Raw genomic sequence first — 24347 nt, 5'->3', positions numbered from 1 at the left:
CTAGCGCGGAACGTCCCGCGCCGCGGCCCGCATCTCGCGCTCCAGCGCCTCCAGAAACCGCGACCGGTCCGCCTTGGAGAACGCCTTGCCGCCGCCTTGTCGGAACGGGTCGGCCGCCCGCAGGTCGGTCATCAGGTCGCGCGTCGCCAGAACCTGCCCGATATTGCGCGCATCAAGCGCCTCGCCACTGTGCTTGAGCACCCGCGCGCCGTTCTCGACGCAGCGCGCGGCCAGCGGAATATCCCCGGTGATCACCACGTCGCCAGGCCCGGCACGGTCCGCGATCCACATATCGGCCACGTCCGGCCCGTCGGGCACGACAACCACCTCGACATACGGATTTTCGGACATCCGCAACCCGCCATTCGACACAAGGTACATCTGCGCCTTGTGCCGGGTCGCGACGCGTTCGGCCTCTCCCTTCACCGGGCAGGCGTCGGCATCGACGAACAGCCGGGTCACAACCCCAGCGCGTCCGCATGGAACGCGATGTGATCGGGGATGAAGGTTGCAACAAAGAAATACGAATGATCGTAGCCCTTCTGCATCCGGAACACCCCGTCCTGACGCCGCACCGCCATCGCGTGGCTCAGCGCTTCGGGCTTGAGCAGGTCAAGGAACTGGTCCGATCCGCCCTGATCCACCAGAACCGGCCCGTCAAAGCCCACCGCTTCCATCTGCACCGTCGCGTCATGCCTGGCCCACGCGCCTTCATCGTCGCCCAGATAGGCCGACAACTGCTTGCGGCCCCAATCGCTCTGGCTCGGGTTGGCAATCGGCGCAAAGGCCGACACCGACGCGAAGCGCCCCGGATGCGCCATCGCAAGCGTCAACGCGCCGTGCCCGCCCATCGAGTGCCCGGTGATCGCCTGCCGGTCCAGATCGATGGCGAATTCCTTGCCCAGAAGCGCAGGCAGCTCGGTCGCCACGTAATCCCACATCTGGAAATGCGGGGCCCAGGGGTCTTGCGTCGCGTTCACGTAGAACCCCGCGCCCTTGCCCAGATCGTAGGCCGCGTCATCCGCCACCGCGTCGCCGCGCGGCGACGTGTCCGGAAACACCACCGCCATGCCTGCCTCGGCGGCAAACCCCTGCGCGGCCGCCTTGGTCATGGCGTTCTCATGGGTGCAGGTCAGCCCCGACAGGTACCACAGCACCGGCACCGGCCCGTCCTTGGCTTGCGGCGGCAGGTACAGACCGAAGGTCATGTCACATCCGCAGGCCTCTGATGCGTGGGAATACACGCCCTGCACACCCCCAAAGCATGTGTTTTCCGATACCGTTTCCATGGCGCTCCCTTTCCTAGATCAAGACTTGGCTGATCACGAACGACACCGTCAGAATGCTCAGCGCCGTCGAGATCAGGATGGCCGCTGACACCCGTTGCGGGGCCACGTTGTAATGCTGGGCCAGAATGAACACGTTGCCCGCAACGGGCAAGGACGCAGCGGCGACCACAACACCGGCCTTGTACGGGTCCGCCGGAAACAGGATGTAGACCCCGAGCGCCACCGCTGCCGGGTGAATCACCAGCTTGCAGAAGCTCAACCACCCCGCGATGTTCAACCGCTCTGCCGATTTGCTGGCAAGCGATGCGCCGATGGCGAACAAGGCTCCCGGTGTTGCCGCGGCTCCGAGGATCGACAGGAACTGGTTCACCGGTTCGGGGATCGGCACCCCCGTCGACGACACCATGAAGCCCGCCACGATGGCCACGATCATCGGGTTCTTGAGCAGCCCTATGCCCACCGTCTTGAAGATTCGCAGCGACATGCGCCCTTCGCGCGATCCGACGACCAGGATGACGATCAGCGACGAAAAGACGACCAGATCAATGGTCAGGATAAGGATGATCGGCCCAACCGCGTCCTGCCCCATTAGCAGTGCCAGCATCGGCACACCCAGAAATCCGGTATTGCCGATGGCCGCGACCTGTCCCTCGAAGGCGGCGGTTTCGGTATTCATGCCCCGCAGGAACCCCACCGCCATGCCGATGCCATAGACAAAGGCGGTGCCCCACAGGTATCCCGCTGCGATCCGCCAATCGAAAATTTCGGCAATCGAAAGATTGGCCGAGAACCGGAACAGCATGGCCGACAGGGCAAAGTAGAACACGAACTTGGTGAGGTAGGCGGTCGCTTCCTCGGTAAAGAACCCGGTCTTGCCCGCGCCGAACCCGACGGCGATCAAGGCGAAAAAAGGCAGGGTCTGAAGGAAGATAGCCAGCATGTCCGCCGTGTTACCATGCAGGCGGGCAGGGTCAATTCCGTAGATGCTTAACCCGTTCTTTACCGAACTTGATCGAAGATCGGCACAGACTTATATTCTGCAGTAGGGTATGGACGCTCTGGGAAACCCATGACTCATCAGGAACAGTCCCTTTCAGACGACAAGATGCGCGCCGAAATCGCAAAGCTCTTGGCTGAAACCAAGCAAATCAATGTGAATACGTTTTTGGCGCCCGCCCTTGCTGCGGCTGGTTTGATGGCTGGGACTGCCACGCTCGTGAAATTGTTTTTTTGATCAGGTCGCGATATCGCGTGAAAACTTGACCAAGGCAGACTGAGCCTTCGAAACCCATGATCTTGCCGTAGAAGAATCGCAATTCCCATGCTACATCTCGTGGCATGAATTCCCTCGCCCCCAACATACGTGCCTCAATTCAACAACTTGAGGAAAGCGCGATCAACCGCATCGCTGCGGGCGAAGTCGTCGAACGTCCATCCTCCGCCGTCAAGGAACTGGTGGAAAACGCCATCGACGCCGGGGCGACCCGCATCGACGTGGCTATCGCGGACGGTGGCAAGACGCTGATCCGCGTCACCGACGACGGCTGCGGCATCCCGCCCGAGGAACTGCCCTTGGCGCTGGCCCGCCACGCCACGTCCAAGATCGACGGGTCCGACCTTCTCAACATCCACAGCTTCGGGTTTCGCGGCGAAGCGCTGGCGTCGCTGGGCGCCGTCGGTCGCCTGACCCTGACCAGCCGGGCCGAGGGGCATGAGGCCGCCGAACTTTCGGTCACGGGCGGCAAATCCGACCCGGTGAAACCGGCGGCCCTGTCGCGCGGCACTGTCGTCACGCTGCGTAACCTGTTCTACGCCACACCCGCACGGCTCAAGTTCCTGCGCTCGGATCGGGCCGAGATGCAGGCGATCTCGGATGTGCTCAAGCGTCTGGCCATGGCCGAACCCTCGGTCAGCTTTACCCTGCGCGATGTGTCGGGTGGCGGCGAAGGCCGCGTGACCTTTCGCGCCGATGCGGTGACCGGCGATCTGTTCGACGCGCTGCGCGGTCGGTTGGGGCAGGTGATGGGCCGGGAATTCATAGACAACGCGGTTACCATAGATGCCGAACGCGAAGGCATTCACCTCACTGGGCTTGCCGGTCTGCCAACCTATTCGCGCGGGGCCGCAGTGGCGCAGTTCCTCTTCGTCAACGGTCGCCCGGTGCGTGACAAGCTGCTGATCGGCGCGCTGCGGGGGGCCTATGCCGACTTCCTCAGCCGCGACCGGCACCCGGCGGTGGCGCTCTTCATCGACTGCGATCCGCACAAGGTGGATGTGAACGTGCACCCCGCAAAATCCGAAGTGCGGTTCCGCGAACCCGGTCTGGTGCGCGGATTGATCGTGTCGGCCCTACGTCATGCGCTGGCCGAGGCAGGGCATCGGGCATCGACCACTGTGGCGGGGGCGACTCTGGGCGCGATGCGTCCCGAAGCGCCACAGGGTCCGCCCCGCGTCTACCAGATGGACCGCCCGAGTTTCGCTGCGAAACAGACGGCCTACGCGATGCAGTCCCCCGGTTTCGCGGATATGCAGACCTCCTATTCCGGCCGCGTGGTCGAGGTCGAAGAGGGCTCGCAAGAGACCGATGAGATCCCCCGCCCCCATCTTCCGCTTGGCGCGGCGCGTGGGCAGGTGCACGAGAATTACATAATCGCGCAGACCGAGGACGGATTGGTCATCGTCGACCAGCACGCGGCGCATGAACGGCTGGTCTACGAGAAACTCAAGACCCAGATGGCGCAGAATGGCGTGCCCGCACAGGCGCTGCTGATCCCCGACGTGGTCGAGATGAGCGAGAGCGACAGTGCGCGTCTGCTCGACATCGCGGACGACCTGACCCGCATGGGCCTGACCGTGGAGCCGTTCGGCCATGGCGCGGTCGTCGTGCGTGAAACCCCCGCCATTCTGGGCGAGGTCAATTCCGACGCCCTCCTGCGCGATATCCTCGACGAATTGGACGACCAGGGCGAAGCCCGCGCCGTGCAGGACCGGATCGAGGCGATCCTCTCCCGTGTTGCCTGTCACGGGTCCATCCGCTCCGGTCGACAGATGCGCGCCGAAGAGATGAACGCTTTGTTAAGAGAAATGGAAGCGACGCCCTATTCCGGCCAGTGCAACCACGGCCGACCCACCTATGTCGAACTGAAACTCAGCGACATCGAAAGACTGTTCGGCCGCACATGATCCGGATCGGCGATCTTGTTCTCGACCTGGGCGATCCGGTCATCCTCCTGGCTTTGGCCTTGGGCGGGCTGGTGTTCGTCCTGCTGATCCTGTCGCTCCTGTCCGCCCGTCGCGCTGCGAAACTCAGCGAACCGCTGGTCTACCAACTGGCGCAGGTGGGACAGCGTGTTCAAAGCCTCAGCGACGGGCAGGAACGGTTGTCCGGTGGCCTGACCCATGTCTCCGAAGCACAGGCGCAAAGTCAGACCGCGATGCTGCAACTGATGGAACGGCGGCTGGCGCAGGTGCAAAGCCAGATGTCCGAGAACCTGCACGGGTCTGCCCGGCGCACGGCGCAATCGCTTGGTGACTTGCAGCAACGCCTGCAGAGCATCGACAAGGCGCAGGAGAACATCACCAAGCTGTCGGGCGACGTGCTGTCGCTTCAGGACATCCTGTCGAACAAGCAGACGCGGGGCGCGTTCGGGGAAATCCAGTTGACGGATATCGTCGGCAAGGCGCTGCCCAAGGACAGCTATACGCTGCAAGCGACCCTGTCGAACGGCAAGCGCGCGGATTGCCTCATTCACCTGCCGAACCCGCCGGGACCGATCGCCATCGACAGCAAGTTTCCGCTGGAGGCCTACGAACAACTGCGCCGCGCCGACACGCAGGACCAGCTGAACCGTGCCGCGCAGCAGCTGCGGCTTTCGCTGCGAAAACACATTCGGGACATTTCCGAGAAATACATCCTCGAAGGCGAGACCGCCGATGGGGCGCTGATGTTCCTGCCCTCCGAGGCGGTCTATGCCGAACTGCACGCGAACTTTCCCGAAGTGGTGCGCGACGGGTTCTCGGCGCGGGTCTGGATCGTGTCGCCGACGACCTGCATGGCCACGCTGAACACGATGCGCGCGATCCTCAAGGATGCGCGGATGCAGGAACAGGCGGGCGCCATCCGCAAGGAACTGAGTCTGCTTTACGCCGATGTGGACCGTCTGGGCAGCCGGGTGGAAAACCTCGACCGGCATTTCGGGCAGGCGGCCAAGGACATCGCGGATATCAAGATCAGCGCCGACAAGGCAGGGCGGCGGGCGCGGCGGCTGGACAATTTCGATTTCGAGGAACTGGCCAAGGTCGATCCGACCCCGGTGGTGCGGCTGGCCAAGCCGCCCGGCGAATAGGTCAGCAAACGCACCCCAATGTTTCGCGCGCGAAACATTGGGTCCGCGTCGGACCCTTTAACCTTTTGTTAACATTCGGAACGGGCGACGATGCGTCGACGCATCGTCCGTCTCCGTCAACGGAGACGCGCCCCGGAATCGAGCCATATGCGGAACACCGGGCGACATCACGATTTCGCCACGTCTGGCAGGTCTGCCCTCGGATATGGCGACCGGTTTGTGTATGAAGGGATCAAGACAACATGGCCCGGCCGATCTGAAGGAATGTGCGATGAGCCAGGATATCCAGACCACAGCCGAAGCTGTCGAAGCCGAGGCGCTGCCGCGTCAGGTCGAAGCGCATGCCAAGGGATGTGGCGAAAACGGTGCAAAACCTTTGCCCGATGCCGTGACGCGCAAGTCGATGAAGCAGAAAAGCGCGGCTGAATGGGCTTATGAGCGGTTGATCCTCTATATTCAGAACTTCGAGAAGCAGCTCGACAATGAACACGAGGTCGCGATGGGCTTTGCCGGCAACGAGACCGGCGTGCTGCGAATCGAGGGGCTGGGATATTTCGACCCTGACATCGTGACCTTTTACGGCACGGACGCGTCGGGGGGCCGGATGCAGTTGATCCAGCACGTGTCGCAGCTCAACGTGGCGCTCCGGGCGTTGCCGATTCCGCGTGAAGACGTGCCGCCGCGCCGGATCGGGTTCGAGCTTGCGGCGGAACTGGAACAGTCCGAGTGAACCGCGACACACTGCGCGCTTGGCACGGGTGACAGTGTCGGGCAAATCGGGTAGCGACGAGAAAACATTTGCAAGGGATGTCTCAAATGGCTGAACACAAGCACGGAACGATGGACACCAAGGAACAGGAAAAGACCTTTGACGGGTTTGTCCGCTGGTCGACCCGGGTTGCGATCTTTTCGATCGGGGTCCTGATCTTCCTCGCGATCTTCAACTCCTGATCCGCGAGGCAAGGCCGATATGACTTCCGTTTTTCGCGCCCTGATCGGGGTGCTCGTATTGGCTCTTGCCGGATGTGGGGCGGGGGTGGACATGCGCCCCGATGCGTCACCCGAAGTGATCAGCAGCGCGTCCTACCGGCATCCCGGTCCGCCCGCGCTGACCCTTTACACGATGATCAACAACCGCTCGGGCGCGGGGGCGCATACCAGCCTGATGATCAACGGGTCGCAGCGGGTGATCTTTGATCCTGCCGGCACGGTGCGGCTGAGCGCGGTGCCCGAACGGGACGATGTCCTCTACGGGATCACGCCCGGCGTGGCCGATTTCTATGCCCGCGCTCATGCCCGCGAAACCTATCATGTCGTGATCCAGACGGTCGAGGTGTCTCCTGAAGTGGCGGAACGCGCCCTGCGCCTCGCTGTGGCGAACGGCCCGGTGGCGTCGGCGCAATGTGCGGCCAGCACGGCCGCGATCCTGCGGCAGCTTCCGGGCTTCGAGCGCGTTGGATCCACGTGGTTCCCGAAGCGCCTGATGAACGATTTCGGGGCATTGCCCGGCGTTCAGACCAGCAGGATTTTCGAAAACGACGACGACGACAAGGCGGTCGCCATCGCGCAGTTCGAAGAGGCCGTGGTCGGTCAGTAGCGCCTAGAACAGCGTGCTGAGCGTCACCAGAACGGTGGCGCCGACGCCCATCGCGGCGAAGACGTTCTTGGTCAGGTAGCCCACGGCGAAGGTCGCTGCGGCCGCCGCAAGCCGCGTCGCGTCCGGTTCTCCGCCGGTGGCTGTGGGCCAGAGCACCAGCGGCGCCACGAGCGCCGGGATCACCGCCACGGCAGTATAGCGCAGATGGCGCAGCACCCATGCGGGCATCGCCCGGTCCCCGACGAGACCGAGAAACGCAAAGCGCAGGCCGAAACTGCCAAGCCCCAGTGCGAGGATGATTGTCCAAAGTTCGGTTGTGTCGGTCATGGCGTGATCCCCAGCCGGGTTTCCGCCTGTGCGCCCGCGATCATGCCGCCCAGCCCGGCGACAAGCAGCCCCGCGTTGAACGGCAGCCATGCAAAGGCCAGCGCCAACACCACCGACACCAGCGCCGCGATCCGGTGCGCCGGGGTGCGCAGCATGGGTCCGATCATCGCCAGAAAGGCAATGGGCAGGGCGAAATCGAGGCCAAGGTTGGCCGGGATGCTTTCGCCGAGAACTGCACCAAGCAATGTGAAGACGTACCACGGCGGGCAGATCGGCGTCATGACCCCCAGGAAATAGGCGAATTTCTCGGAAGTTGTCTGATCCGGGTTGCGTTCATACTCGAGGACCGATTGCGCGTAGGTCTGGTCGACAAGGAAATACGCCGCGATCCCGCGTTTCCAAAGCGGCAGCGGTCCCAGGTACGGGGTGATCGACGCCGAATACATTGCCATCCGCAGGTTGACGGCCAGCGCCGAGGCGATCACCACCAGCGTCGGCGCGTTTTCGTTGAGCAGTTGCAGCGCGGTGAACTGCGCGGCCCCGGCGATGACGACGATGGAAAACCCCATGGTTTCATGGACCGCCAGCCCGGCTTCGGTTGCCAGAACGCCGAAAAGCATGGCAAAGGGGCCGACAACGGCCAGAAAGGGCAGGCCGTCGCGGACGCCCCGCCAGTAGCTTGACATTGCGGTGCCTGCCGCCATCACTGTGCCTCGTCTGCTGTGGTGTGGCCGGACGTAGCCTTGGACGAGGGGAGATGCAATCTATGCCGGATGACGTGCTTCGGGACTACCTCATCGCGCCCGATCCCGGCGCGCCCCGGCTGACGCGGCGGGTGGTCGGCACCGATCACACCGGGGCGGAGACCGAAATCAGCGTGGTCGAGGAACGCCCGTTGACGATTTATCTGAACGCGCAGGAAATCGTCACCGCGATGACGATCGGCGACTATCCCGAGTACCTGGCGGTGGGTTTTCTGCGCAATCAGGGCATGTTGTTGGCCGATGACGTGGTGACGCGGGTGGAGTATGACGACGATCTCGAGGTTGTCGTGGTGCGCACCGAACGTCAGACCAGCTATGAAGAGAAGGTCAAGAAGAAGACCCGCACCAGCGGCTGCGCCGTGGGGACCGTGTTCGGCGACATGATGGAGGGGTTGGACAAGGTTGTGCTTCCCCGGACCGAGCTGCGCACCTCCTGGCTTTACGCGCTGGCGCAGAAGATCAACACGACGCCGTCGCTGTATCTCGAGGCAGGGGCCATTCACGGCACGGTTTTGTGCCATGAGGATCGCCCGCTGGTCTACATGGAGGACGTGGGGCGCCACAACGCGGTGGACAAGATCGCGGGCTGGATGTTCCGCGAAGGCGTCGGGCCTCAGGACAAGATCCTCTACACGACCGGGCGGCTGACCTCGGAAATGGTGATCAAGACCGCGCTGATGGGCATTCCCGTGCTGGCCTCGCGATCCGGCTTCACCGCCTGGGGGGTCGAGATCGCGCGGCAGGTGGGATTGACCTGCATCGGGCGGATGCGGGGCAAGCGGTTTGTGTGTCTGGCTGGAGAGGACCGGCTGGTGCGCGACATGAACCCGGACGACGTGCCCGAGGAAAGCAAGAAAAGCCGCAGGAAGAGCGCGGAATGACGAAACCTCTGGGTGTGATCCTTGCCGGTGGTCTGGCCACGCGGATGGGCGGCGGTGACAAGGCGCTGTTGCAGGTTGGCGGGCAGACGCTCTTGCAGCGGGTGATCGACCGTTTGCAGCCGCAGGTGGGGCAGATGGCGCTGAATGCCAATGGCGATGCGACCCGATTCGGCGCGTTCGATTTGCCGGTGCTGCCAGACAGCATTTCGGGATTTCCCGGGCCCTTGGCGGGGGTTCTGGCGGGTCTTGACTGGGCGGCAGGGCAGGGGGCCGAGAGCATCGTGACCGTCGCCGCCGACACGCCGTTCTTTCCCGCCGATCTGGTGGAGGTGCTTCAAGACAAGGCTCAAGGCATGTCCCACCCGCTGGTGTTGGCGGCAACTCCGCGTGGTGAGGAAAAGACCAAGTCCATGAGCCGCTCTGGCCTGATCCGTCATCCCACGTTCGGCCTCTGGCCCGTGGCTCTGCGCGATGATCTGCGCGCCGCTGTGCAGGACGGGATCAAGAAAGTGGTGATCTGGACGGAAAAACACCACGGGCGCGAGGCGGTGTTCGACATTGAAAAGGGCGATCCGTTCTTCAACGTGAACACCCCCGACGACCTGAAAACAGCAGAGGCACTTGCATGAAAATTTACGGCGTCACGGGCTGGAAGAACGCCGGAAAGACCGGGCTGATGGAGCGGCTGGTGACCGAGATCACGGGCCGCGGGATCACCGTGTCCACCGTCAAGCATGCGCATCATACGTTCGACGTCGATCATCCCGGCAAGGACAGCCACCGCCACCGCGTTGCCGGTGCGACCGAGGTGCTTCTGGCCTCGCGCAACCGCTTTGCGCTGATGCACGAGTTGCGCGACGAGGAGGAACCGACATTGGAGGCGCTGCTGTCCAAGCTGATGCCGGTCGATCTGGTTCTGGTCGAAGGCTACAAGCGCGACCATCATCCCAAGGTCGAGGCATTTCGGGCCGAAACGGGCAACGATCTGATTGCGCCCGGAGACCTGACGATCCGCGCCGTGGCGAGTGACACGGCACTCGAGCTGGACCGTCCGGTGTTCGATCTGAATGACACCACCGCGATTGCCGATTTCATCCTGTCCGAGGTGGGGATTTGACCGGATTCGACACGATAGCGATTGTTGACTGGTCTGCGGGCAAACGAGCGCCCGCGCGGCCGTCGAAAGATGCGATCTGGATCGGGGTTGTACGACAGGGCGAGGAACAGGAGCCGGTCTATATCCGGTCGCGGATCGAGGCCGAAGCGTGGCTGACCGCGTTCATCGACGCCGAGGCGGAGGCGGGTCGTCGCGCCCTGATCGGGTTCGATTTCCCCTTTGGCTATCCACGCAGATTTGTCCGGCACGTCACAGGCTCGGACGATCCGCTGGTGTTCTGGGATTGGCTCGAGGCGCGGATCACCGACAGCGAGGCGGGCGAGAACAACCGTTTTGACGTGGCTTCCGAGATCAACCGCCTGTTCGACGGGCCGGGGCCGTTCTGGGGCAAGCCGGCTGAAGACGGTTGGCCGGATGTGCCGTATCGCAAGGCGGGGATCGCTTATGACATCTGCGCCGAGCGGCGCGCCTGCGATGTGGCGGCGAAGGCCGCGTCGTCCTGCTTTCAACTTTTCTTTAACCCGACTGTGGGAAGTCAGGCCCTGATGGGTCTGCCCATGCTGGCACGTTTGCGGCAGCGTGCGGGTGTCGCGGTCTGGCCTTTTCAGCAGTGCTCCGGTGAGCAGACAGTGCTGGCCGAGATTTGGCCGGGCCTGATCGAACCGGCCGTGAAGGAGGGTGGCAAAGACGAGATACGCGATTCGCAGCAGGTGCGCCTTCTGGCACGGGCTTTGGCGGGGGTGCCCCCAAAGCGGTTGGAGGCGATGCTTGCCGATACTGGCCCGGAAGCCAGTGAAGAAGCGTGGATTCTGGGAACGGGTCACGAGGCCGACCTGAACGCAGCCGCGCGCGGGGTGCAGCGCCTGACGCCGCCACCGTTGCGCAACGATTGTTTCGCGCTGCCCGCGGGGGTGGACTGGACGCCTGTGGACGATGCTCTGGCGCTGTTGCGGGACCGCATGACGCCCGTGGTCGGGGTCGAGTCCGTGCCGCTGATGCAATCGGTTGGGCGGGTGCTGGCGGTTGACCTGGTGGCCAGGCGGTCAAACCCGCCGCATCCGAATACCGCTGTCGATGGCTACGGCTTTGCCGGGGCACTGATTGGCGCGGGGCCACAAGTCCTGCCGCTGGTGGATGGGCGCGCAGCGGCGGGTGCGCCTTTTGCGGGCAGGGTGCCCGAGGGCCACGCGATCCGGGTGCTGACCGGAGCGGATTTGCCCGCAGGTGTGGACACGGTGGTTCTGGACGAAGATGTGCGCACCGCTGAGGGGCAAGTGGCCTTTCACGGTCCGCTGAAACGGGGCGCCAACACGCGCAAGGCAGGGGAGGACGTGACGGCCGGGGATGTGGCTCTGCGTGCCGGACGGGTGCTGACACCGGCCGACCTGGCACTTGCGGCGGCGGTCGGGCATGGCGCGCTTGACGTGCACACGCGGTTGCGGGTGGCGGTTTTGTCCACAGGGGACGAGATTGTCGAACCGGGCACACCCGCGACGGAGGGCCAGATCTTCGATGCCAACCGACCCATGCTTCTGAGTCTCTGTGCCGGGTTCGGCTTTGACATGGCCGACATGGGCCGCGCGGCGGATGATCGCGATGCGGTGCGCGCGGCGCTGGATGCCGCGGCGGAACAGGCGGATGTGATCCTGACCTCGGGCGGCGCGTCGGCGGGCGACGAAGACCATATCTCGGCGCTCTTGCGGGAAACCGGAGCGATGCAGGAATGGCGGATCGCGCTGAAACCCGGACGACCCTTGGCGCTGGGCCTGTGGCACGGGGTGCCGGTGTTCGGCCTGCCCGGCAACCCGGTGGCGGCGCTTGTCTGTACTCTGATCTTTGCGCGCCCGGCGATGGCGGCGCTGTCGGGGGCAGGGTGGTTCGAGCCTCAGGCGTTTACGGTGCCTGCGGCCTTTGAGAAGCGCAAGAAGCCGGGGCGCCGCGAATACTTGCGCGCCCGCATCCGCGACGGACAGGCGGAGGTGTTCAAATCCGAAGGCTCGGGGCGCATCAGTGGGCTGAGCTGGGCCGAAGGGCTGGTCGAACTTCCGGACGGTGCCGTGCATGTGCAGCTGGGCGATCCGGTGCGGTATCTTCCGTTCGGGTCGTTTTTCTGAGCGCATTGGATGCGTCGACGCATCCAGAGTTTCCGTTGACGGAAACGTGCGCGCCGACGGGAAATGCCCGGACCGAGACCGCTTCTGTCTCGTGTCAGTCGAACGTTCCGGTGACGCGGCCCAGCAGCATGAACGCCCGCGCGGTGCGGGTGGTGGCGAGTTCGGAAATCTCGGAATCGGTTGCGGTTTCCTCGAACCGGGCGAACCCCTTGTCGAAGAGCCGCAGGAAATGATGCGCCGCATCGCGGAAGATCGGGTCCTGCTTCATCCGGCCTGCCGTCAGAGCCAGCGATGAGCGGTCGCGCACACCGCCAAGGGCGGCGATGGTCCGCCCGCGTTCGCCCTTGGCAAAGCGCCGCCACAGCTCGGGGCGGGCCATGTCGGGGCGCAGGTCGTCCATGTAGATGCCGTCCTGGCTCAGCAGGGTCAGCACGTCCTGCGCCGCCTGCACCAGCTGTGCCGAGGGGCGGTCCTTGAGGGCACGACGCAGTGCCGCAAAGCCTTCCTGGTCGTCGGCGGTTTCGGGGAAATGCAGCGCGCGGATGAAATCGGCGGTCGACAGCGGCGGTTGCAGCGCATCGGCGGGGGTGCCCAGGGCCAGCGTGGGCTGGTCGCCGGTTTCCGGGTCCGGTGTGCCGGCCCGCACCGCGATCTGGGCGGCGCGGGTCGAGGTGAACATCGCCAGCGTGGTTTCCGCCTTCTTCTGCGCCTCCGCGATCTCTTCCAGTTTCTTGACGATCGACGGGTGCGGTTGCTGATCGCGGCCGCCGGCCTGGTTCTGCGTGATATAGGCATGGCGGATCGCGTCGATGGCGGTTTGCAGCCGGGCGCTTTCCTCGCGCATGATCCGCGCCGACCGGGCGCCCACGGCAGCGACCCAGATCATGCCCACCGGAAAGAAGATCACCATCATCACCAGCAGAAACCGCAGGCCGTCGGCGCCGTCATTGCCTGCGAACAGGAAGAACGCGCCCGAGATGATCAGCCAGAGCAGGCTGAGCGCGGCAGCGGTCAGTTCGATTCCGCTGAGCCCACCCGAGCCGTCGACCGCACGGCTGGGGATCGAGACCGGTCCGGGACGTGCGTCTTTTTGCTGTGCCATCTCCAGACCCGACCCGTCAGATATATTCGATCTTGAGCACTTCGTAGGACTTGTCGCCCCCCGGCGTGCGCACCTCGACGCTGTCACCCTCTTCCTTGCCGATCAGGGCGCGGGCGATGGGGGATTTGATGTTGAGAAGGCCCTTTTCGATGTTGGCCTCGTGTTCGCCGACGATCTGCCAGGTCTTTTCCTCGTCGGTGTCCTCGTCCACCAGCGTCACGGTCGCGCCGAACTTGATCGGGCCCGAAAGCTTGGTGGGGTCGATCACTTCGACAAGGCTGAGAACGCTTTCGAGTTCCTTGATGCGGCCTTCGATGAAGCCCTGCTTTTCGCGCGCCGAGTGGTATTCGGCGTTTTCCTTCAGGTCGCCCAGTTCGCGCGCCTCGGCAATCGCCTTGATCACGGCGGGACGCTCTTCGGACTTGAGCGTTTTCAATTCGGTTTCCAGCGCGGCATGGCCCGCGCGGGTCATCGGTAGCTTTTCCATGGGACGGTTCCCTCTTGGTCGGCAGAGTTTGGGCTGTGGCGCCGAAACTTGGTGGCGCCGTCTAATCATGTCATTTCTCTTGTCGCAACAGTGACCTGACACGCTGTGAAAACGCAAGGGGGCTTGGCGAGACTCGGCTGGTCCCGGCGCACGAAAAAGGGGCAGAGACCGCGTCACAAGCGGTGTAACGCGGTGTCGCAATTGACCGTGGGGGGTGCGCAGGATACGTCACCTGTCAGGTTTTCGACACGTGACTTGCAGGAAAGAGCCCGACATGAGCGAACACACGCGCGAAGCGATGGAATATGATGTGGTCATCGTAGGCGCAGGCCCGGCCGGCCTGTCCGCCGCGATCCGTCTGAAACAGCTGGATGCCGACCTCGACGTGGTTGTCCTTGAAAAGGGCTCCGAGGTGGGCGCGCATATCCTTTCGGGCGCGGTGCTGGACCCCTGCGGTCTGGATGCGCTGATCCCCGACTGGAAGGACAAGGGCGCACCGCTCACCGTTCCGGTCACCGAGGACAATTTCTACCTGCTGGGCGAGGCGGGCAAGGTCCGCATTCCGAACTGGCCGATGCCGCCTCTGATGACCAATCACGGCAACTACATCGTGTCGATGGGCAATGTCTGCCGCTGGATGGCCGAGCAGGCCGAGGAGTTGGGTGTCGAGGTGTTTGCCGGCATGTCCTGCTCTGAAATCGTCTATGGCGACAATGGTGAGGTCAAGGGCGTGGTCGCCGGCGAATTCGGCAGGCAGGCGGATGGCACGCCGGGGCCGGGCTATGAGCCGGGCATGGAGCTGCATGGCAAATACGTGTTTCTTGGCGAAGGGGTACGCGGCAGCCTGTCAAAGGAAGTGATCGCCAAGTTCGACCTGGCCAAAGGCAAGGAGCCGCAGAAATACGGCCTTGGCATGAAGGAGATCTGGGAGATCGACCCGGCCAAGCACAAGGCGGGCCGCGTGACGCACACGATGGGATGGCCGCTTGGAAAGAACGCCGGCGGCGGATCGTTCATCTACCATCTGGATAACAACCAGGTCTATGTCGGCTTCGTTGTCCACCTGAACTATGCCAATCCGCATGTCTATCCCTACATGGAATTCCAGCGGTTCAAGCATCATCCGTATCTCAAGGAACTGCTCGAGGGCGGCAAGCGCGTGGCTTACGGGGCGCGGGCGATATCCGAAGGCGGTTACCAGTCGATGCCCAAGATGGTCGCGCCGGGTGTGGCGCTTTTGGGCTGTGCGGTCGGCATGGTCAACGTGCCCCGCATCAAGGGCAACCACAACGCGATGATCTCGGGCAAGCTGGCCGCCGAGGCGGCCTATGCCGCGATTCAGGACGGCCGCGCGTCGGACGAATTGAACGATTACGAAACCGAGGTGCGCAACGGCTCGATCGGCCGGGACCTGATGAAGGTGCGCAACGTCAAGCCGATCTGGTCGAAATACGGGCTGACCGCGTCGCTCACGCTGGGCGGGTTCGACATGTGGACCAACACCCTGGGCTTTTCACTTTTCGGCACGGTCGGCCATGGCAAATCCGATGCCGAGGCGACGGGTGAAGCCAAGGATCACAAGCCGATCGACTATCCCAGACCGGATGGCAAGCTGTCTTTCGACCGGCTGACCAACGTGTCCTTCTCGGCGACCAACCACGAGGAAAGCCAGCCCTCGCATCTCAAGCTCAAGGATCCGTCGATCCCGGTGTCGGTGAACCTGCCGAAATACGGTGGCCCGTCCGCGCGGTATTGCCCGGCTGGCGTCTATGAGTTCGTGAAGGACGACAAGGGCGAGGACAAGTTCGTCATCAACTTCCAGAACTGCGTCCACTGCAAGACCTGCGACATCAAGGACCCGAGCCAGAACATCGACTGGACCGTGCCGCAGGGCGGAGACGGGCCGAACTATCCGAATATGTGACACGAAAGGGGGCGGGCCATAGCCCGGCCCCTTGCTTTTGTTGCGTGTGTACCTGCCGCGCGTTACGCTTTGCAAAATTCGCCTTCCAAGGAGAAATACATGGGTAACTCGAGCATGAAACGCCTTCTCGGCACAGCGGCGGTGGCGCTCTGTCTGATCGCTCCGGGCGGGGTGTTCGCCAATTCCCTGTCGGGCGATTACCTCGCCGGGCGGCAGGCCAGCTTTGACGGAAATATCCAGGCGGCGGCGACCTATTATGGCCGCGCAGTCATGCACGATCCCGAAAACCCGGTGGTCCTCGAACGGGCCGCACTCGCGGAAATCTCGCTCGGTGATCTGGATCGGGCGGCATCGCTCGCGACCAAGCTGGTCAGCGACGGTCACCGCAGCCAGGTGGCGCATATGGCGCTCGTGGCGCAGCGGGCCAAGGCCGAGGAATACAGTGCCCTGATCGGCATGATCGAGGATGACAGGGGCGTCGGGCCGCTGGTTGACGGTCTGCTGACCGCCTGGGCGCAGCTTGGGCTGGGCGACATGTCCGCGGCCCTGGTCAAGTTCGACGAATTGTCCGAACAGCAGGGCCTGCGCAACTTCGCGCTTTATCACAAGGCGCTTGCACTGGCCTCGGTCGGCGATTTCGAAAGCGCCGCGGCGATCTTCGACGACGCCGGAGCCGGCGGGATGCAGCTGACCCGGCGCGGGGTCATGGCGCAGGTCGAGGTGCTGAGCCAGCTTGACCGCAACCAGGACGGGCTTGACCTGATCGACGCGTCCTTCGGCACCGAGCTTGACCCCGGCCTGCGCGAGATGCGCGACGCGCTGGATGCGGGCGATGCGCTGCCCTTCACCCATATCCAAGGCGCGCGCGACGGTCTGTCCGAGGTGTTCTACACGCTGGCCGCCGCCTTGGCGAACGAGGCGAATGACGAATTCACCCTGCTCTATACACGGGTGTCGGAACACCTGCGCCCCGATCATATCGACGCGATCCTGCTGACCGCCAGCCTGCTGGACGAGATGGGCCAGCCCGAACTGGCGGTCAAGGCCTATGCCAAGGTGCCCGCGGATCATCCGGCGTACCACGCGGCCGAGCTTGGACGGGCCGCCGCGTTGCGCAACAGCGACAAGACCGATGCGGCCGTCGAGGTGTTGCAGCAACTGGCCAAATCGCATGGCGATCAGCCGATCGTCCTGTCGACCCTGGGCGATACGATGCGCCAGCTTGAACGCTATGAAGAGGCGATCGACGCCTATACGCGGGCGCTTGATCTTTTCGAAGAGGAAACCCGCGCGCAGTGGTTCCTGCATTATGCGCGTGCCATCAGCTATGAACGTCTCGACCGCTGGGACGAGGCCGAGGCCGATTTCCGCGATGCACTCGAGCTGAACCCCGATCAGCCGCAGGTTCTCAATTACCTTGGTTATTCGCTGGTTGAAAAGCAGACCAACCTCGACGAGGCGCTCGAGATGATCGAACGGGCGGCGGTGGCACGGCCTGACAGCGGCTACATCATCGACTCGCTGGGCTGGGTCCTGTACCGCCTGGGCCGCTATGACGAAGCCGTCGGACACATGGAGCGGGCAGCCGAACTGATGCCGGTCGATCCGGTGGTGAACGATCATCTGGGCGACGTGTACTGGGCCGTGGGGCGCAAGACCGAGGCGCGGTTCCAGTGGCGCAGGGCGCTGTCCTTTGCCACCTACGGCACCAGCGCCGAAGATGTCGATCCCGACCGCATCCGCCGCAAGCTCGACGTGGGACTGGATCAGGTGCTGGCCGAAGAGGGATCGGAGCCGCTTCAGGTGGCGAATGACGACGGTTGACGTCTTTGCCCCGGCAAAGATCAACCTGACCTTGCATGTGACCGGCCAGCGCGCCGATGGCTACCACCTTCTGGACTCGCTGGTCACCTTCGCGTCAGTCGGGGATCGGCTGGAGATCAAGCCGGGCAATGCCCTGTCGCTGACGGTGGAGGGCCCCGAAGCTGCGGGCGTTCCGGCGGACATGGACAACCTCGCCCTGCGCGCCGCGGCACTGGTTCAGCAGGACGGCGCGGCGCTGCGGTTGGAAAAGCACCTGCCGTCTGCATCCGGGATCGGGGGCGGATCGGCAGATGCGGCGGCGGCATGGCGTGGGATGGTCTGTCTTGACGACGCCCGCACAGATGCCTTGGCATCTGCGCCTCGGGATGTGCTTGGGCAGCACTTGGAAGTCCTGTCGCGCCTCGGGGCCGATGTGCCCATGTGCGTTGCCTGCAAACCCGTGCGCGCCAGAGGGATCGGCGATCAGCTTGATGTCGTGCCGCTTCCGACGCTCTATGCGGTGCTGGTCAATCCACGGCTTCCCGTGTCGACACCGTCCGTTTTCAAGGCACTGACGTCCAAGACCAATCCGCCGATGCCGGACAACCTCCCCGAATTTGCAGACGCGGCTGCGCTCATCGATTGGCTTGGCGACATGCGCAACGATCTTGAGCCGCCCGCCCTGACGGTGCAGCCAGCCATTGCCGATGTGCTCGGCGTTCTTGCGGCCCAGGAAGGATGCGGTCTGGCGCGGATGTCAGGCTCGGGTGCTACCTGTTTCGGATTGTTCGAAACCGAAGCGGCGGCAAAAGAGGCTGCACGCGGGCTGTACGACGCATATCCGGATTGGTGGGTTGCAGGCTGCGTTCTGGCCGACCAGTTCAACGCAGCCCTGCCCAAGGTCAGTTGACCCGCGCCACCACGTAACCGGCCAGATCGTCCAGCATGTCGCGGATCGGATGCGCGGGAAGGGTGGCCAGCGCCGCGCGGGCCCTGGCGATCCAGTCATTGGCCTCGGCGCGTGTCGCCTCGAGTGACCCGTGCTTGTTCAAGAGCGCGATCGCGTGATCCAGATCGCCATCCACCTGGCGGCCCTTTTCGATGGTGCGTTTCCAGAACTCCCGTTCCTCGGCGTCGCCTAGGGCCACCGCCTTGATCACCGGCAGGGTCAGCTTGCGTTCGCGGAAATCATCGCCGACATTCTTGCCCGTCGCATCCGACCCCCAGTAATCCAGCAGGTCATCGACCATCTGGAACGCGATTCCCAGCGCATCGCCATAGTCGAAAAGTGCCTTGATCCGCGCCTCGTCCATGTCGGCAATCACGCCACCAACCTCGGTCGCCGCCGAAAACAGCGCCGCTGTCTTGCCGCGCACCACTTGCAGGTAGATGTCTTCACTCGTGCGCAGATCCTGCGCCGCGGTCATCTGAAGGACCTCGCCCTCGGCAATGGTCGCCGCAGCATCGGACAGAATGCGCAAGACGCGGATATTGTCGGTCTCGGTCATCAACTGGAACGACCGGGCGAACAGGTAATCGCCCACCAGCACGCTTGACTTGTTGTCCCACAAAAGGTTCGCCGTGGGCCGCCCGCGCCGCTTGTCGCTCTCGTCCACCACGTCGTCATGCAGCAGCGTCGCGGTGTGGATGAATTCCACCGTCGCGGCCAGCTTGACGTGGTTGTCGCCCTCATAGCCGCACATGCGTGCCGCAGCGAGCGTCAGCATCGGCCGCAATCGCTTGCCGCCGGCCTCGACCAGATGCGCGGTCACCTCGGGGATGCGCGGCGCATGTTCCGACGCCATCCGTGTCCGGATCAGCGTGTTCACTTCTGCCATGTCGTCCGACAGGATTTCTGCCAACCGATCATGCGGTTTCTGACCTGGTTTATCCAACATCATCACCATTCCTTCAGGAAGGCTCGACAAAGCGGGCCGGGTGTTCCTACATCATGGTCATGGAAGAGCTTTTGCGCACCAATGACATCACACTGATACCGCTCGCCCGAGCCGTGCTTGAGGACGAGGGTATAGCCAGCTTTGAATTGGACGTAAACATGAGCATCCTCGAAGGCTCCATCGGTATCCTGCCACGACGCCTGATGGTGCGCAGCCATGAACTTGATGAGGCGCGACGTGTTCTGCGCGACTACGGAGTCAAGTTTGAGGGTTGATCCCTTTGCCCCCGAGGATCTGACGCGCGACAATTTCCTCGGAGGGGCGGTGCGGCTCTGGCAACCCCGGGACGGCTACCGCGCCGGGATGGACCCGGTTCTGCTTGCGGCCTCGATCCCAGCCAAGGCTGGTGAAACCGTGCTCGAACTGGGCTGCGGCGGCGGTGCGGCACTGGCCTGTCTCGGCGTTCGCGTGCCCGGCCTGACCTGCACCGGCGTCGAGATTCAATCCGCCTATGCCGCGCTGGCGCAACGCAATCTTGACGACAATGGTGTCGAAGGGCGTATCCACTGCGCCGATGTGGCCGCGCTTCCGAAAGACGTGACGGATCGCCGCTATCATCATGTCATTGCCAACCCGCCCTATTTCGAGGATTTCCGCGCCGTCGCGCCGCAATCGCAGGAGCGCGCCATTTCGCGGTCCGGAGAGCTTCCCTTGGCGAAATGGGTCGAAGTCGCCTCAAGACGCCTGCGGCCCGGCGGGGTTGCCACCTTCATCCAGCGCGCGGATCGTCTGCCGGAACTGATGAGCGCCTTTTACGCCAATTTGGGCGCGCTCGAACTGTGGCCGATTCACCCGCGAACCCATCGCACGGCACGGCTGTTCCTGTTGCGTGGCCGCAAGGGACGCAGGGCGGCGTTCATGTCGCACCCTCCGCTTGTGCTGCACCGCGGCGATACGCATGAAAAAGACGGTGATTCGTACTCGGAAACCATCTCAAGGGTCCTGAGGACGCCGCAGTCTCTGCCGTTCCCCGTTCAAAGCCGCAGCCAAACCAAGCACGGTTAGCAAGAATTTACTCAGAATGCGCATGCGGCGTGACAGATTTGTAAAACTGTGATGGACTGAAGATCCAATCAGTCACAGGAGGACTTCATGAGCTTGACTTCACACCTTCAGGAATTGAAGCGGAAGCACCAACACCTGTCTGAAGAGGTCGAACAGGCCCAACGCTCCCCGGGAACAGATGACCTGGCGATTGCGTCCCTGAAAAAGCAGAAACTCCGACTCAAGGAAGAGATTGAGCGTCTCTCTTAACCATGATTGGCCCGGGTCTCCCCCCGGGCTTTTTCATGTCCGGAAATCCTGAATCGCCTGCACCTCGGTTTGCACCAATTCGTGTCCGCCGGGGTGCCACTGCTCGGTTACATCCGTATTCTGGTCGCGCAGATAGGCAATCAAGGTCCTTGTCATAGGCGCCGGGCAGATCGGGTCCCGTTCGCCAGCAGTGATCAGCCATCGGGTGTTCGCCAAGCCCGGTTGCGGATCGGGTGTCCACGGAATCAGCGGGTGCATGGCAATCACGTCGGTGAACAATCCCGGCTCCTCGAACGCCACTGCGGCGGCGATGTTTGCGCCGTTGGAATAGCCAAGCGCGATCACGCGTTCTGGCTTGGTCGCGTCGATCTTTGACCGAATGAACGCTGCCATCGCGTCGCGCCGCCTGGCCAGATCGTCCATGTCGTAGACACCCTCGCCGGTGCGCCGGAAATATCGGTTCATCCCGTGTTCAGACACATCCCCGCGCGGCGAAACCACATGCGCGCCGGGCCAGAGCTGTTCCGCCAATCCGTGAAACTGGGTCTCGTCGCCGCCGGTGCCGTGAAAGGTGAAGACCAAAGGCGCGCCGGGCACGCCCTTGGTTTCGCGCAGGATGTAATCAGTCAAGGATCGGCTCCAGATATTTTTCTTCCAGAACGCTGCGCAGATGTTCGTGCTGCGTCGGCAGTTTGAGAGCCTCGCCCAGATGGGCCGTATCTTCATCACGGTCAAAGCCGGGCTCGTTGGTTGCCACTTCGAACAGCACGCCACCCGGAGTGCGGAAATAGATCGCATAAAAATAATCGCGGTCAATCACCGGCGTGACCTGATACCCCGTGTCCATCAGCGCGCGGCGCACCTCGAGCTGCTTTTCCCGGTTGTCGACGGAAAACGCGACGTGATGCACCGACCCCGCGCCCTGATCCGCGCCGGGGGCGCTGACCTGGGTGATGTCGATCACGTTTGCCTCGTTGCCGCCGGGGACATGAAAGCGGGTGACGTTGTCCTGTCGGTCCAGTTCTTCATAGCCCATGAAACGCAGCAGTTCCGCGCTGGCCCCGGCATCCCGCAGCCGCATGTCGGCGCTGTGAAAGCCGCGAATGGCAGCATCTGCCGGAACGCCATTGTTGGTCCATGGAGCGCGGGCATCGTCATCGGTTTCCACCAGCACAAAGCCGTCGCCATCCGGCCCGTCAAAACGCAGACGGTTTTCGCCAAAACGTGTCTCGGTCTGGATGTTTCTCACCTCGAACGTCGCCAGCCGGTCCTGCCAGTAGGGCAGGCTGCCCTTGGGCACGGCAAACCCGGTGATCCCAACCTCACCCGTGCCGGGCCGACCCCGACGCGCGTTGGGGAACGGGAAATAGGTCATGACGGTGCCGGGCGTGCCTGCCTCGTCGCCGTAATACAGGTGATACACCTCGGGCGCATCGAAATTGACGGTTTTCTTGATGCGGCGCAGGCCCAGCGTCCTGGTGAAGAAGTCGTTGTTGGATTGCGCCCCGCTGGCCAGCGAGGTCACGTGGTGCAGTCCGTTGATCTGGTTGATCATGTCCAGTCTCCTGAAGTCAGCGTTGTGATGTTCAGTGCCGTATCTAGCTGCATTTCTCCGCACATAAATCCACGTAAGCGCGCCTATTTTGTGCAATTTCGCACGTGAGCCCGGCGCGAGGCCAAAGCGGCAATTCCCGCGCCCGTGGTGATCAGCACCGCTGCGGCCACCAGTTGCCACGACGGCTGCGCAAATCCCGCGAAGATCAGAACCAGCGTCGACAACAACGGCGCGGCATAGCTCGCCACGCCCAATAGCTGGATATCTCCGCGTTTGACCCCGATGTCCCAGACGTAGAACGCCAAACCCACAGGCCCGAGCCCCAATGCCGCGACGGATACCCAGCCAAATCCGCTTTGAGGCCAGAGTGTTGTCTCGAACATCAGGTGGGGTGGAACCGACAGGATTGCGGTCAACACGCAGAACACGGCAACCGCCTCGGTGGGGGTGGTGCCAAGGCGCCGGGACAGCACCGAATAGCTGCTCCAGGTCAGGGCGCAAAACCCCGCCAGGATCAGGCCGGGGGTCGCGGCCGCGTCAAAGTTGAAACCATTGTGCAGCACGATCAAAGCCGCCCCGGCAAAGGACACGAGCGCCCCGATGATATGGCCCGCGCGCAGGTTTTCTCCGGGCAGCAGGCCGGAAAACAGCACGATGAACAGCGGCCAAAGATAGGCGATCAGCCCTGCTTCGGCGGGGGGCGCCAACCGCAATGCGGAATAATACAGCGCGTGATATCCGAACAGCCCAGCGGTTCCAAAGGCATACACGGTCCACGGCACCGCCCGCAAAACAGACAGCCGTCCACGCGCAAGCACCCAGATCACCCCCACTGCGCCACCGATGGCAAAGGTCAGGGCATTGAGCAGAAACGGCGGAACCGGATCGGACCCGGCCGTGAACAACGCCAACAGCGCCCAAAGAAGGACGGCGACGAATCCGATGGCTGTGGCGGTGACGTGGGACATGCGTGTTCCGCTAAAGCGCTGCGCAACAAAAGAAAAGGCCCGCACAAACGGCGGGCCTTTCCGAATACCTGTGACCGGGATCACACGAAGAACTGTGCCCCATTGGCCGAGATGGTCGAACCGTTGATGAAACCCGCATCGTCGGAGGCCAGGAACGCCACGCAGCGAGCAATCTCGTCGGGTTCGCCCAGACGGCCTGCCGGGATCTGGCCGATGATCGATTCGCGTACCTTTTCCGGGACCGCCATCACCATCTCGGTGGCGATATAGCCCGGACAGATCGCGTTTGCGGTGATCCCGGCGCGCGCGCCTTCCTGCGCCAGCGACTTGACGATGCCCAGGTCGCCCGCCTTGGTCGCGGCATAGTTCACTTGCGCGAACTGTCCCTTCTGACCGTTGATCGACGAGATCACGATGATCCGACCGAACTTGCGCTCGCGCATGCCGGGCCAGACCGGGTGCACGGTGTTGAAGACGCCGGTGAGGTTGGTGTCGATCACCTCTTTCCACTGGTCCGGAGTCATCTTGTGGAACGGCGCGTCGCGGGTGATGCCCGCATTGGCGACCACCACGTCGATCGGGCCCAGATCCGCCTCGACCTGCTCGATGCCCGCCTTGGAGGCGTCGTAATCGGCGACGTTCCACTTGTAGGTCTTGATGCCGGTCTCTTCGGTGAATTTCGCGGCTTTCTCGTCATTGCCTGCATAGGTCGCGGCAACCTCATAGCCGTCGGCCTTGAGTGCTTTGGAAATGGCTTCGCCGATGCCGCGGCTGCCGCCGGTGACGAGTGCTACACGTGCCATGGGGATCTCCTCTTGGGTGGTCTATTCAGGTAAGGTTGTTATACGTTGGCATCCGGAT

28 protein-coding genes are annotated in these 24347 nt (G+C 63.4%); 16 read left to right on the top strand and 12 right to left on the bottom strand.

Going from position 1 to position 24347, the window contains the following annotated elements; genetic code table 11:
• The 3 genes from LCF60_RS02475 to LCF60_RS02465 are packed head-to-tail and all read right to left on the bottom strand — an operon-like array spanning nt 1 to nt 2229.
• Nucleotides 1-462: a YaiI/YqxD family protein gene (locus tag LCF60_RS02475; protein WP_292289435.1), complete on the bottom strand. Its 462-nt coding sequence runs from the start codon at nt 460-462 to the stop codon at nt 1-3.
• A complete protein-coding gene (gene fghA, locus LCF60_RS02470) occupies nt 459-1289 on the bottom strand; it encodes an S-formylglutathione hydrolase (RefSeq protein ID WP_292289434.1) in 831 nt (276 codons plus the stop codon). The genes LCF60_RS02475 and fghA overlap by 4 nt, the downstream gene beginning before the upstream one ends.
• Before the next feature lie 13 nt (nt 1290-1302).
• Nucleotides 1303-2229: an AEC family transporter gene (locus LCF60_RS02465; RefSeq protein ID WP_292289433.1), complete on the bottom strand. Its 927-nt coding sequence runs from the start codon at nt 2227-2229 to the stop codon at nt 1303-1305.
• Between the two features lie 129 nt (nt 2230-2358).
• On the opposite strand from LCF60_RS02465, the gene LCF60_RS02460 reads away from it, so the two are divergent.
• From LCF60_RS02460 to LCF60_RS02435, 6 genes are all read left to right on the top strand, one after another.
• On the top strand, nt 2359-2523 hold the full coding sequence (locus LCF60_RS02460) for a hypothetical protein (protein WP_292289432.1): 165 nt from the start codon (nt 2359-2361) through the stop codon (nt 2521-2523).
• Nucleotides 2524-2627: 104 nt separating this feature from the next.
• Nucleotides 2628-4472 carry a DNA mismatch repair endonuclease MutL gene (gene mutL, locus LCF60_RS02455; RefSeq protein ID WP_292289431.1) on the top strand — a complete coding sequence of 615 codons (1845 nt, stop codon included), beginning with the start codon at nt 2628-2630 and terminating at the stop codon, nt 4470-4472.
• Nucleotides 4469-5635, top strand: coding sequence for a DNA recombination protein RmuC (rmuC, locus tag LCF60_RS02450; protein ID WP_292289430.1), 1167 nt, complete (start codon nt 4469-4471; stop codon nt 5633-5635). The genes mutL and rmuC overlap by 4 nt, the downstream gene beginning before the upstream one ends.
• Before the next feature lie 271 nt (nt 5636-5906).
• Nucleotides 5907-6365: a DUF6173 family protein gene (locus LCF60_RS02445; RefSeq protein WP_292289429.1), complete on the top strand. Its 459-nt coding sequence runs from the start codon at nt 5907-5909 to the stop codon at nt 6363-6365.
• 86 nt (nt 6366-6451) lie between these two features.
• Nucleotides 6452-6586 carry an aa3-type cytochrome c oxidase subunit IV gene (locus tag LCF60_RS02440; RefSeq protein ID WP_292289428.1) on the top strand — a complete coding sequence of 45 codons (135 nt, stop codon included), beginning with the start codon at nt 6452-6454 and terminating at the stop codon, nt 6584-6586.
• 19 nt (nt 6587-6605) lie between these two features.
• Entirely contained in the window at nt 6606-7232 is a 627-nt protein-coding gene (locus tag LCF60_RS02435) for a hypothetical protein (RefSeq protein ID WP_292289427.1), read from the top strand.
• 3 nt (nt 7233-7235) lie between these two features.
• Here the strand turns inward: LCF60_RS02435 and LCF60_RS02430 are convergent, their stop codons facing one another.
• On the bottom strand, nt 7236-7559 hold the full coding sequence (locus LCF60_RS02430) for an AzlD domain-containing protein (protein ID WP_292289426.1): 324 nt from the start codon (nt 7557-7559) through the stop codon (nt 7236-7238).
• Nucleotides 7556-8263 carry an AzlC family ABC transporter permease gene (locus tag LCF60_RS02425; RefSeq protein WP_292289425.1) on the bottom strand — a complete coding sequence of 236 codons (708 nt, stop codon included), beginning with the start codon at nt 8261-8263 and terminating at the stop codon, nt 7556-7558. Before LCF60_RS02425 ends, LCF60_RS02430 begins: the two co-directional genes overlap by 4 nt.
• Before the next feature lie 53 nt (nt 8264-8316).
• On the opposite strand from LCF60_RS02425, the gene LCF60_RS02420 reads away from it, so the two are divergent.
• Genes LCF60_RS02420 through glp form a run of 4 tightly spaced genes read left to right on the top strand, consistent with a single transcriptional unit; the run spans nt 8317 to nt 12435 of the window.
• Complete coding sequence (locus LCF60_RS02420) at nt 8317-9204, top strand: formate dehydrogenase accessory sulfurtransferase FdhD (RefSeq protein WP_292289424.1); 888 nt, start codon at nt 8317-8319, stop codon at nt 9202-9204.
• Entirely contained in the window at nt 9201-9833 is a 633-nt protein-coding gene (mobA, locus tag LCF60_RS02415; RefSeq protein WP_292289423.1) for a molybdenum cofactor guanylyltransferase MobA, read from the top strand. The genes LCF60_RS02420 and mobA overlap by 4 nt, the downstream gene beginning before the upstream one ends.
• On the top strand, nt 9830-10321 hold the full coding sequence (gene mobB / locus LCF60_RS02410; protein WP_292289422.1) for a molybdopterin-guanine dinucleotide biosynthesis protein B: 492 nt from the start codon (nt 9830-9832) through the stop codon (nt 10319-10321). The genes mobA and mobB overlap by 4 nt, the downstream gene beginning before the upstream one ends.
• Nucleotides 10318-12435, top strand: coding sequence for a gephyrin-like molybdotransferase Glp (glp, locus tag LCF60_RS02405; protein WP_292289421.1), 2118 nt, complete (start codon nt 10318-10320; stop codon nt 12433-12435). Before mobB ends, glp begins: the two co-directional genes overlap by 4 nt.
• A gap of 94 nt (nt 12436-12529) precedes the next feature.
• On the opposite strand, the gene LCF60_RS02400 is transcribed toward glp, so the two are convergent.
• Nucleotides 12530-13537, bottom strand: a complete 1008-nt coding sequence (locus LCF60_RS02400) for a hypothetical protein (protein WP_292289420.1) — start codon at nt 13535-13537, stop codon at nt 12530-12532.
• 16 nt (nt 13538-13553) lie between these two features.
• Nucleotides 13554-14024 carry a transcription elongation factor GreA gene (gene greA / locus LCF60_RS02395; RefSeq protein WP_292289419.1) on the bottom strand — a complete coding sequence of 157 codons (471 nt, stop codon included), beginning with the start codon at nt 14022-14024 and terminating at the stop codon, nt 13554-13556.
• A gap of 274 nt (nt 14025-14298) precedes the next feature.
• Here greA and LCF60_RS02390 point away from each other — a divergent pair, with 274 nt between their 5' ends.
• From LCF60_RS02390 to LCF60_RS02380, 3 genes are all read left to right on the top strand, one after another.
• Nucleotides 14299-15948, top strand: a complete 1650-nt coding sequence (locus LCF60_RS02390) for an electron transfer flavoprotein-ubiquinone oxidoreductase (protein ID WP_292289418.1) — start codon at nt 14299-14301, stop codon at nt 15946-15948.
• 99 nt (nt 15949-16047) lie between these two features.
• Entirely contained in the window at nt 16048-17772 is a 1725-nt protein-coding gene (locus LCF60_RS02385; RefSeq protein ID WP_292289417.1) for a tetratricopeptide repeat protein, read from the top strand.
• A complete protein-coding gene (locus LCF60_RS02380; protein WP_292289416.1) occupies nt 17759-18661 on the top strand; it encodes a 4-(cytidine 5'-diphospho)-2-C-methyl-D-erythritol kinase in 903 nt (300 codons plus the stop codon). The genes LCF60_RS02385 and LCF60_RS02380 overlap by 14 nt, the downstream gene beginning before the upstream one ends.
• On the opposite strand, the gene LCF60_RS02375 is transcribed toward LCF60_RS02380, so the two are convergent.
• On the bottom strand, nt 18654-19652 hold the full coding sequence (locus tag LCF60_RS02375; protein ID WP_292289415.1) for a polyprenyl synthetase family protein: 999 nt from the start codon (nt 19650-19652) through the stop codon (nt 18654-18656). The two genes, LCF60_RS02380 and LCF60_RS02375, sit on opposite strands and share 8 nt — an antisense overlap.
• Before the next feature lie 56 nt (nt 19653-19708).
• Between LCF60_RS02375 and LCF60_RS02370 the strand changes: the two genes are divergently transcribed.
• The 3 genes from LCF60_RS02370 (at nt 19709) to LCF60_RS02360 (ending at nt 20963) form a co-directional block, all read left to right on the top strand.
• On the top strand, nt 19709-19924 hold the full coding sequence (locus tag LCF60_RS02370; protein ID WP_292289414.1) for a DUF2007 domain-containing protein: 216 nt from the start codon (nt 19709-19711) through the stop codon (nt 19922-19924).
• Nucleotides 19914-20714: a methyltransferase gene (locus LCF60_RS02365; protein ID WP_292289413.1), complete on the top strand. Its 801-nt coding sequence runs from the start codon at nt 19914-19916 to the stop codon at nt 20712-20714. The genes LCF60_RS02370 and LCF60_RS02365 overlap by 11 nt, the downstream gene beginning before the upstream one ends.
• A gap of 87 nt (nt 20715-20801) precedes the next feature.
• Nucleotides 20802-20963, top strand: coding sequence for a DUF465 domain-containing protein (locus LCF60_RS02360; RefSeq protein ID WP_292289412.1), 162 nt, complete (start codon nt 20802-20804; stop codon nt 20961-20963).
• Nucleotides 20964-20996: 33 nt separating this feature from the next.
• Here LCF60_RS02360 and LCF60_RS02355 read toward each other — a convergent pair whose 3' ends face one another.
• From LCF60_RS02355 to phbB, 4 genes are all read right to left on the bottom strand, one after another.
• Nucleotides 20997-21593: an alpha/beta hydrolase gene (locus LCF60_RS02355; RefSeq protein ID WP_292289411.1), complete on the bottom strand. Its 597-nt coding sequence runs from the start codon at nt 21591-21593 to the stop codon at nt 20997-20999.
• Nucleotides 21586-22518 (bottom strand): VOC family protein, encoded by a 933-nt coding sequence (locus LCF60_RS02350; protein WP_292289410.1) that lies wholly within the window; start codon nt 22516-22518, stop codon nt 21586-21588. The genes LCF60_RS02355 and LCF60_RS02350 overlap by 8 nt, the downstream gene beginning before the upstream one ends.
• Nucleotides 22519-22601: 83 nt before the next feature.
• Entirely contained in the window at nt 22602-23486 is an 885-nt protein-coding gene (locus LCF60_RS02345) for an EamA family transporter (RefSeq protein ID WP_292289409.1), read from the bottom strand.
• A gap of 80 nt (nt 23487-23566) precedes the next feature.
• The gene (phbB, locus tag LCF60_RS02340) at nt 23567-24289 is read right to left on the bottom strand and encodes an acetoacetyl-CoA reductase (protein WP_292289408.1); all 723 of its coding nucleotides are present in this window, start codon (nt 24287-24289) and stop codon (nt 23567-23569) included.
• Between the last annotated feature and the right edge of the window lie 58 nt (nt 24290-24347).

The organism is Marivita sp. (genome assembly GCF_020055635.1).
Lineage (GTDB): Bacteria > Pseudomonadota > Alphaproteobacteria > Rhodobacterales > Rhodobacteraceae > Marivita.
Note: the sequence above shows the minus strand (reverse complement) of the source record. Positions and strands in the feature narration are given on the sequence as shown.

Excerpts from the sequence above, each read along its gene's own strand:
- fghA (WP_292289434.1), bottom strand. The coding sequence starts at position 1,289 with ATGGAAACGGTATCGGAAAACACATGCTTTGGGGGTGTGCAGGGCGTG.
- LCF60_RS02465 (WP_292289433.1), bottom strand. The coding sequence starts at position 2,229 with ATGCTGGCTATCTTCCTTCAGACCCTGCCTTTTTTCGCCTTGATCGCC.
- LCF60_RS02460 (WP_292289432.1), top strand. The coding sequence starts at position 2,359 with ATGACTCATCAGGAACAGTCCCTTTCAGACGACAAGATGCGCGCCGAA.
- mutL (WP_292289431.1), top strand. The coding sequence starts at position 2,628 with ATGAATTCCCTCGCCCCCAACATACGTGCCTCAATTCAACAACTTGAG.
- rmuC (WP_292289430.1), top strand. The coding sequence starts at position 4,469 with ATGATCCGGATCGGCGATCTTGTTCTCGACCTGGGCGATCCGGTCATC.
- LCF60_RS02445 (WP_292289429.1), top strand. The coding sequence starts at position 5,907 with ATGAGCCAGGATATCCAGACCACAGCCGAAGCTGTCGAAGCCGAGGCG.
- LCF60_RS02440 (WP_292289428.1), top strand. The coding sequence starts at position 6,452 with ATGGCTGAACACAAGCACGGAACGATGGACACCAAGGAACAGGAAAAG.
- LCF60_RS02435 (WP_292289427.1), top strand. The coding sequence starts at position 6,606 with ATGACTTCCGTTTTTCGCGCCCTGATCGGGGTGCTCGTATTGGCTCTT.
- LCF60_RS02430 (WP_292289426.1), bottom strand. The coding sequence starts at position 7,559 with ATGACCGACACAACCGAACTTTGGACAATCATCCTCGCACTGGGGCTT.
- LCF60_RS02425 (WP_292289425.1), bottom strand. The coding sequence starts at position 8,263 with ATGGCGGCAGGCACCGCAATGTCAAGCTACTGGCGGGGCGTCCGCGAC.
- LCF60_RS02420 (WP_292289424.1), top strand. The coding sequence starts at position 8,317 with ATGCAATCTATGCCGGATGACGTGCTTCGGGACTACCTCATCGCGCCC.
- mobA (WP_292289423.1), top strand. The coding sequence starts at position 9,201 with ATGACGAAACCTCTGGGTGTGATCCTTGCCGGTGGTCTGGCCACGCGG.
- mobB (WP_292289422.1), top strand. The coding sequence starts at position 9,830 with ATGAAAATTTACGGCGTCACGGGCTGGAAGAACGCCGGAAAGACCGGG.
- LCF60_RS02400 (WP_292289420.1), bottom strand. The coding sequence starts at position 13,537 with ATGGCACAGCAAAAAGACGCACGTCCCGGACCGGTCTCGATCCCCAGC.
- greA (WP_292289419.1), bottom strand. The coding sequence starts at position 14,024 with ATGGAAAAGCTACCGATGACCCGCGCGGGCCATGCCGCGCTGGAAACC.
- LCF60_RS02390 (WP_292289418.1), top strand. The coding sequence starts at position 14,299 with ATGAGCGAACACACGCGCGAAGCGATGGAATATGATGTGGTCATCGTA.
- LCF60_RS02385 (WP_292289417.1), top strand. The coding sequence starts at position 16,048 with ATGGGTAACTCGAGCATGAAACGCCTTCTCGGCACAGCGGCGGTGGCG.
- LCF60_RS02380 (WP_292289416.1), top strand. The coding sequence starts at position 17,759 with ATGACGACGGTTGACGTCTTTGCCCCGGCAAAGATCAACCTGACCTTG.
- LCF60_RS02375 (WP_292289415.1), bottom strand. The coding sequence starts at position 19,652 with ATGATGTTGGATAAACCAGGTCAGAAACCGCATGATCGGTTGGCAGAA.
- LCF60_RS02370 (WP_292289414.1), top strand. The coding sequence starts at position 19,709 with ATGGAAGAGCTTTTGCGCACCAATGACATCACACTGATACCGCTCGCC.
- LCF60_RS02360 (WP_292289412.1), top strand. The coding sequence starts at position 20,802 with ATGAGCTTGACTTCACACCTTCAGGAATTGAAGCGGAAGCACCAACAC.
- LCF60_RS02350 (WP_292289410.1), bottom strand. The coding sequence starts at position 22,518 with ATGATCAACCAGATCAACGGACTGCACCACGTGACCTCGCTGGCCAGC.
- LCF60_RS02345 (WP_292289409.1), bottom strand. The coding sequence starts at position 23,486 with ATGTCCCACGTCACCGCCACAGCCATCGGATTCGTCGCCGTCCTTCTT.
- phbB (WP_292289408.1), bottom strand. The coding sequence starts at position 24,289 with ATGGCACGTGTAGCACTCGTCACCGGCGGCAGCCGCGGCATCGGCGAA.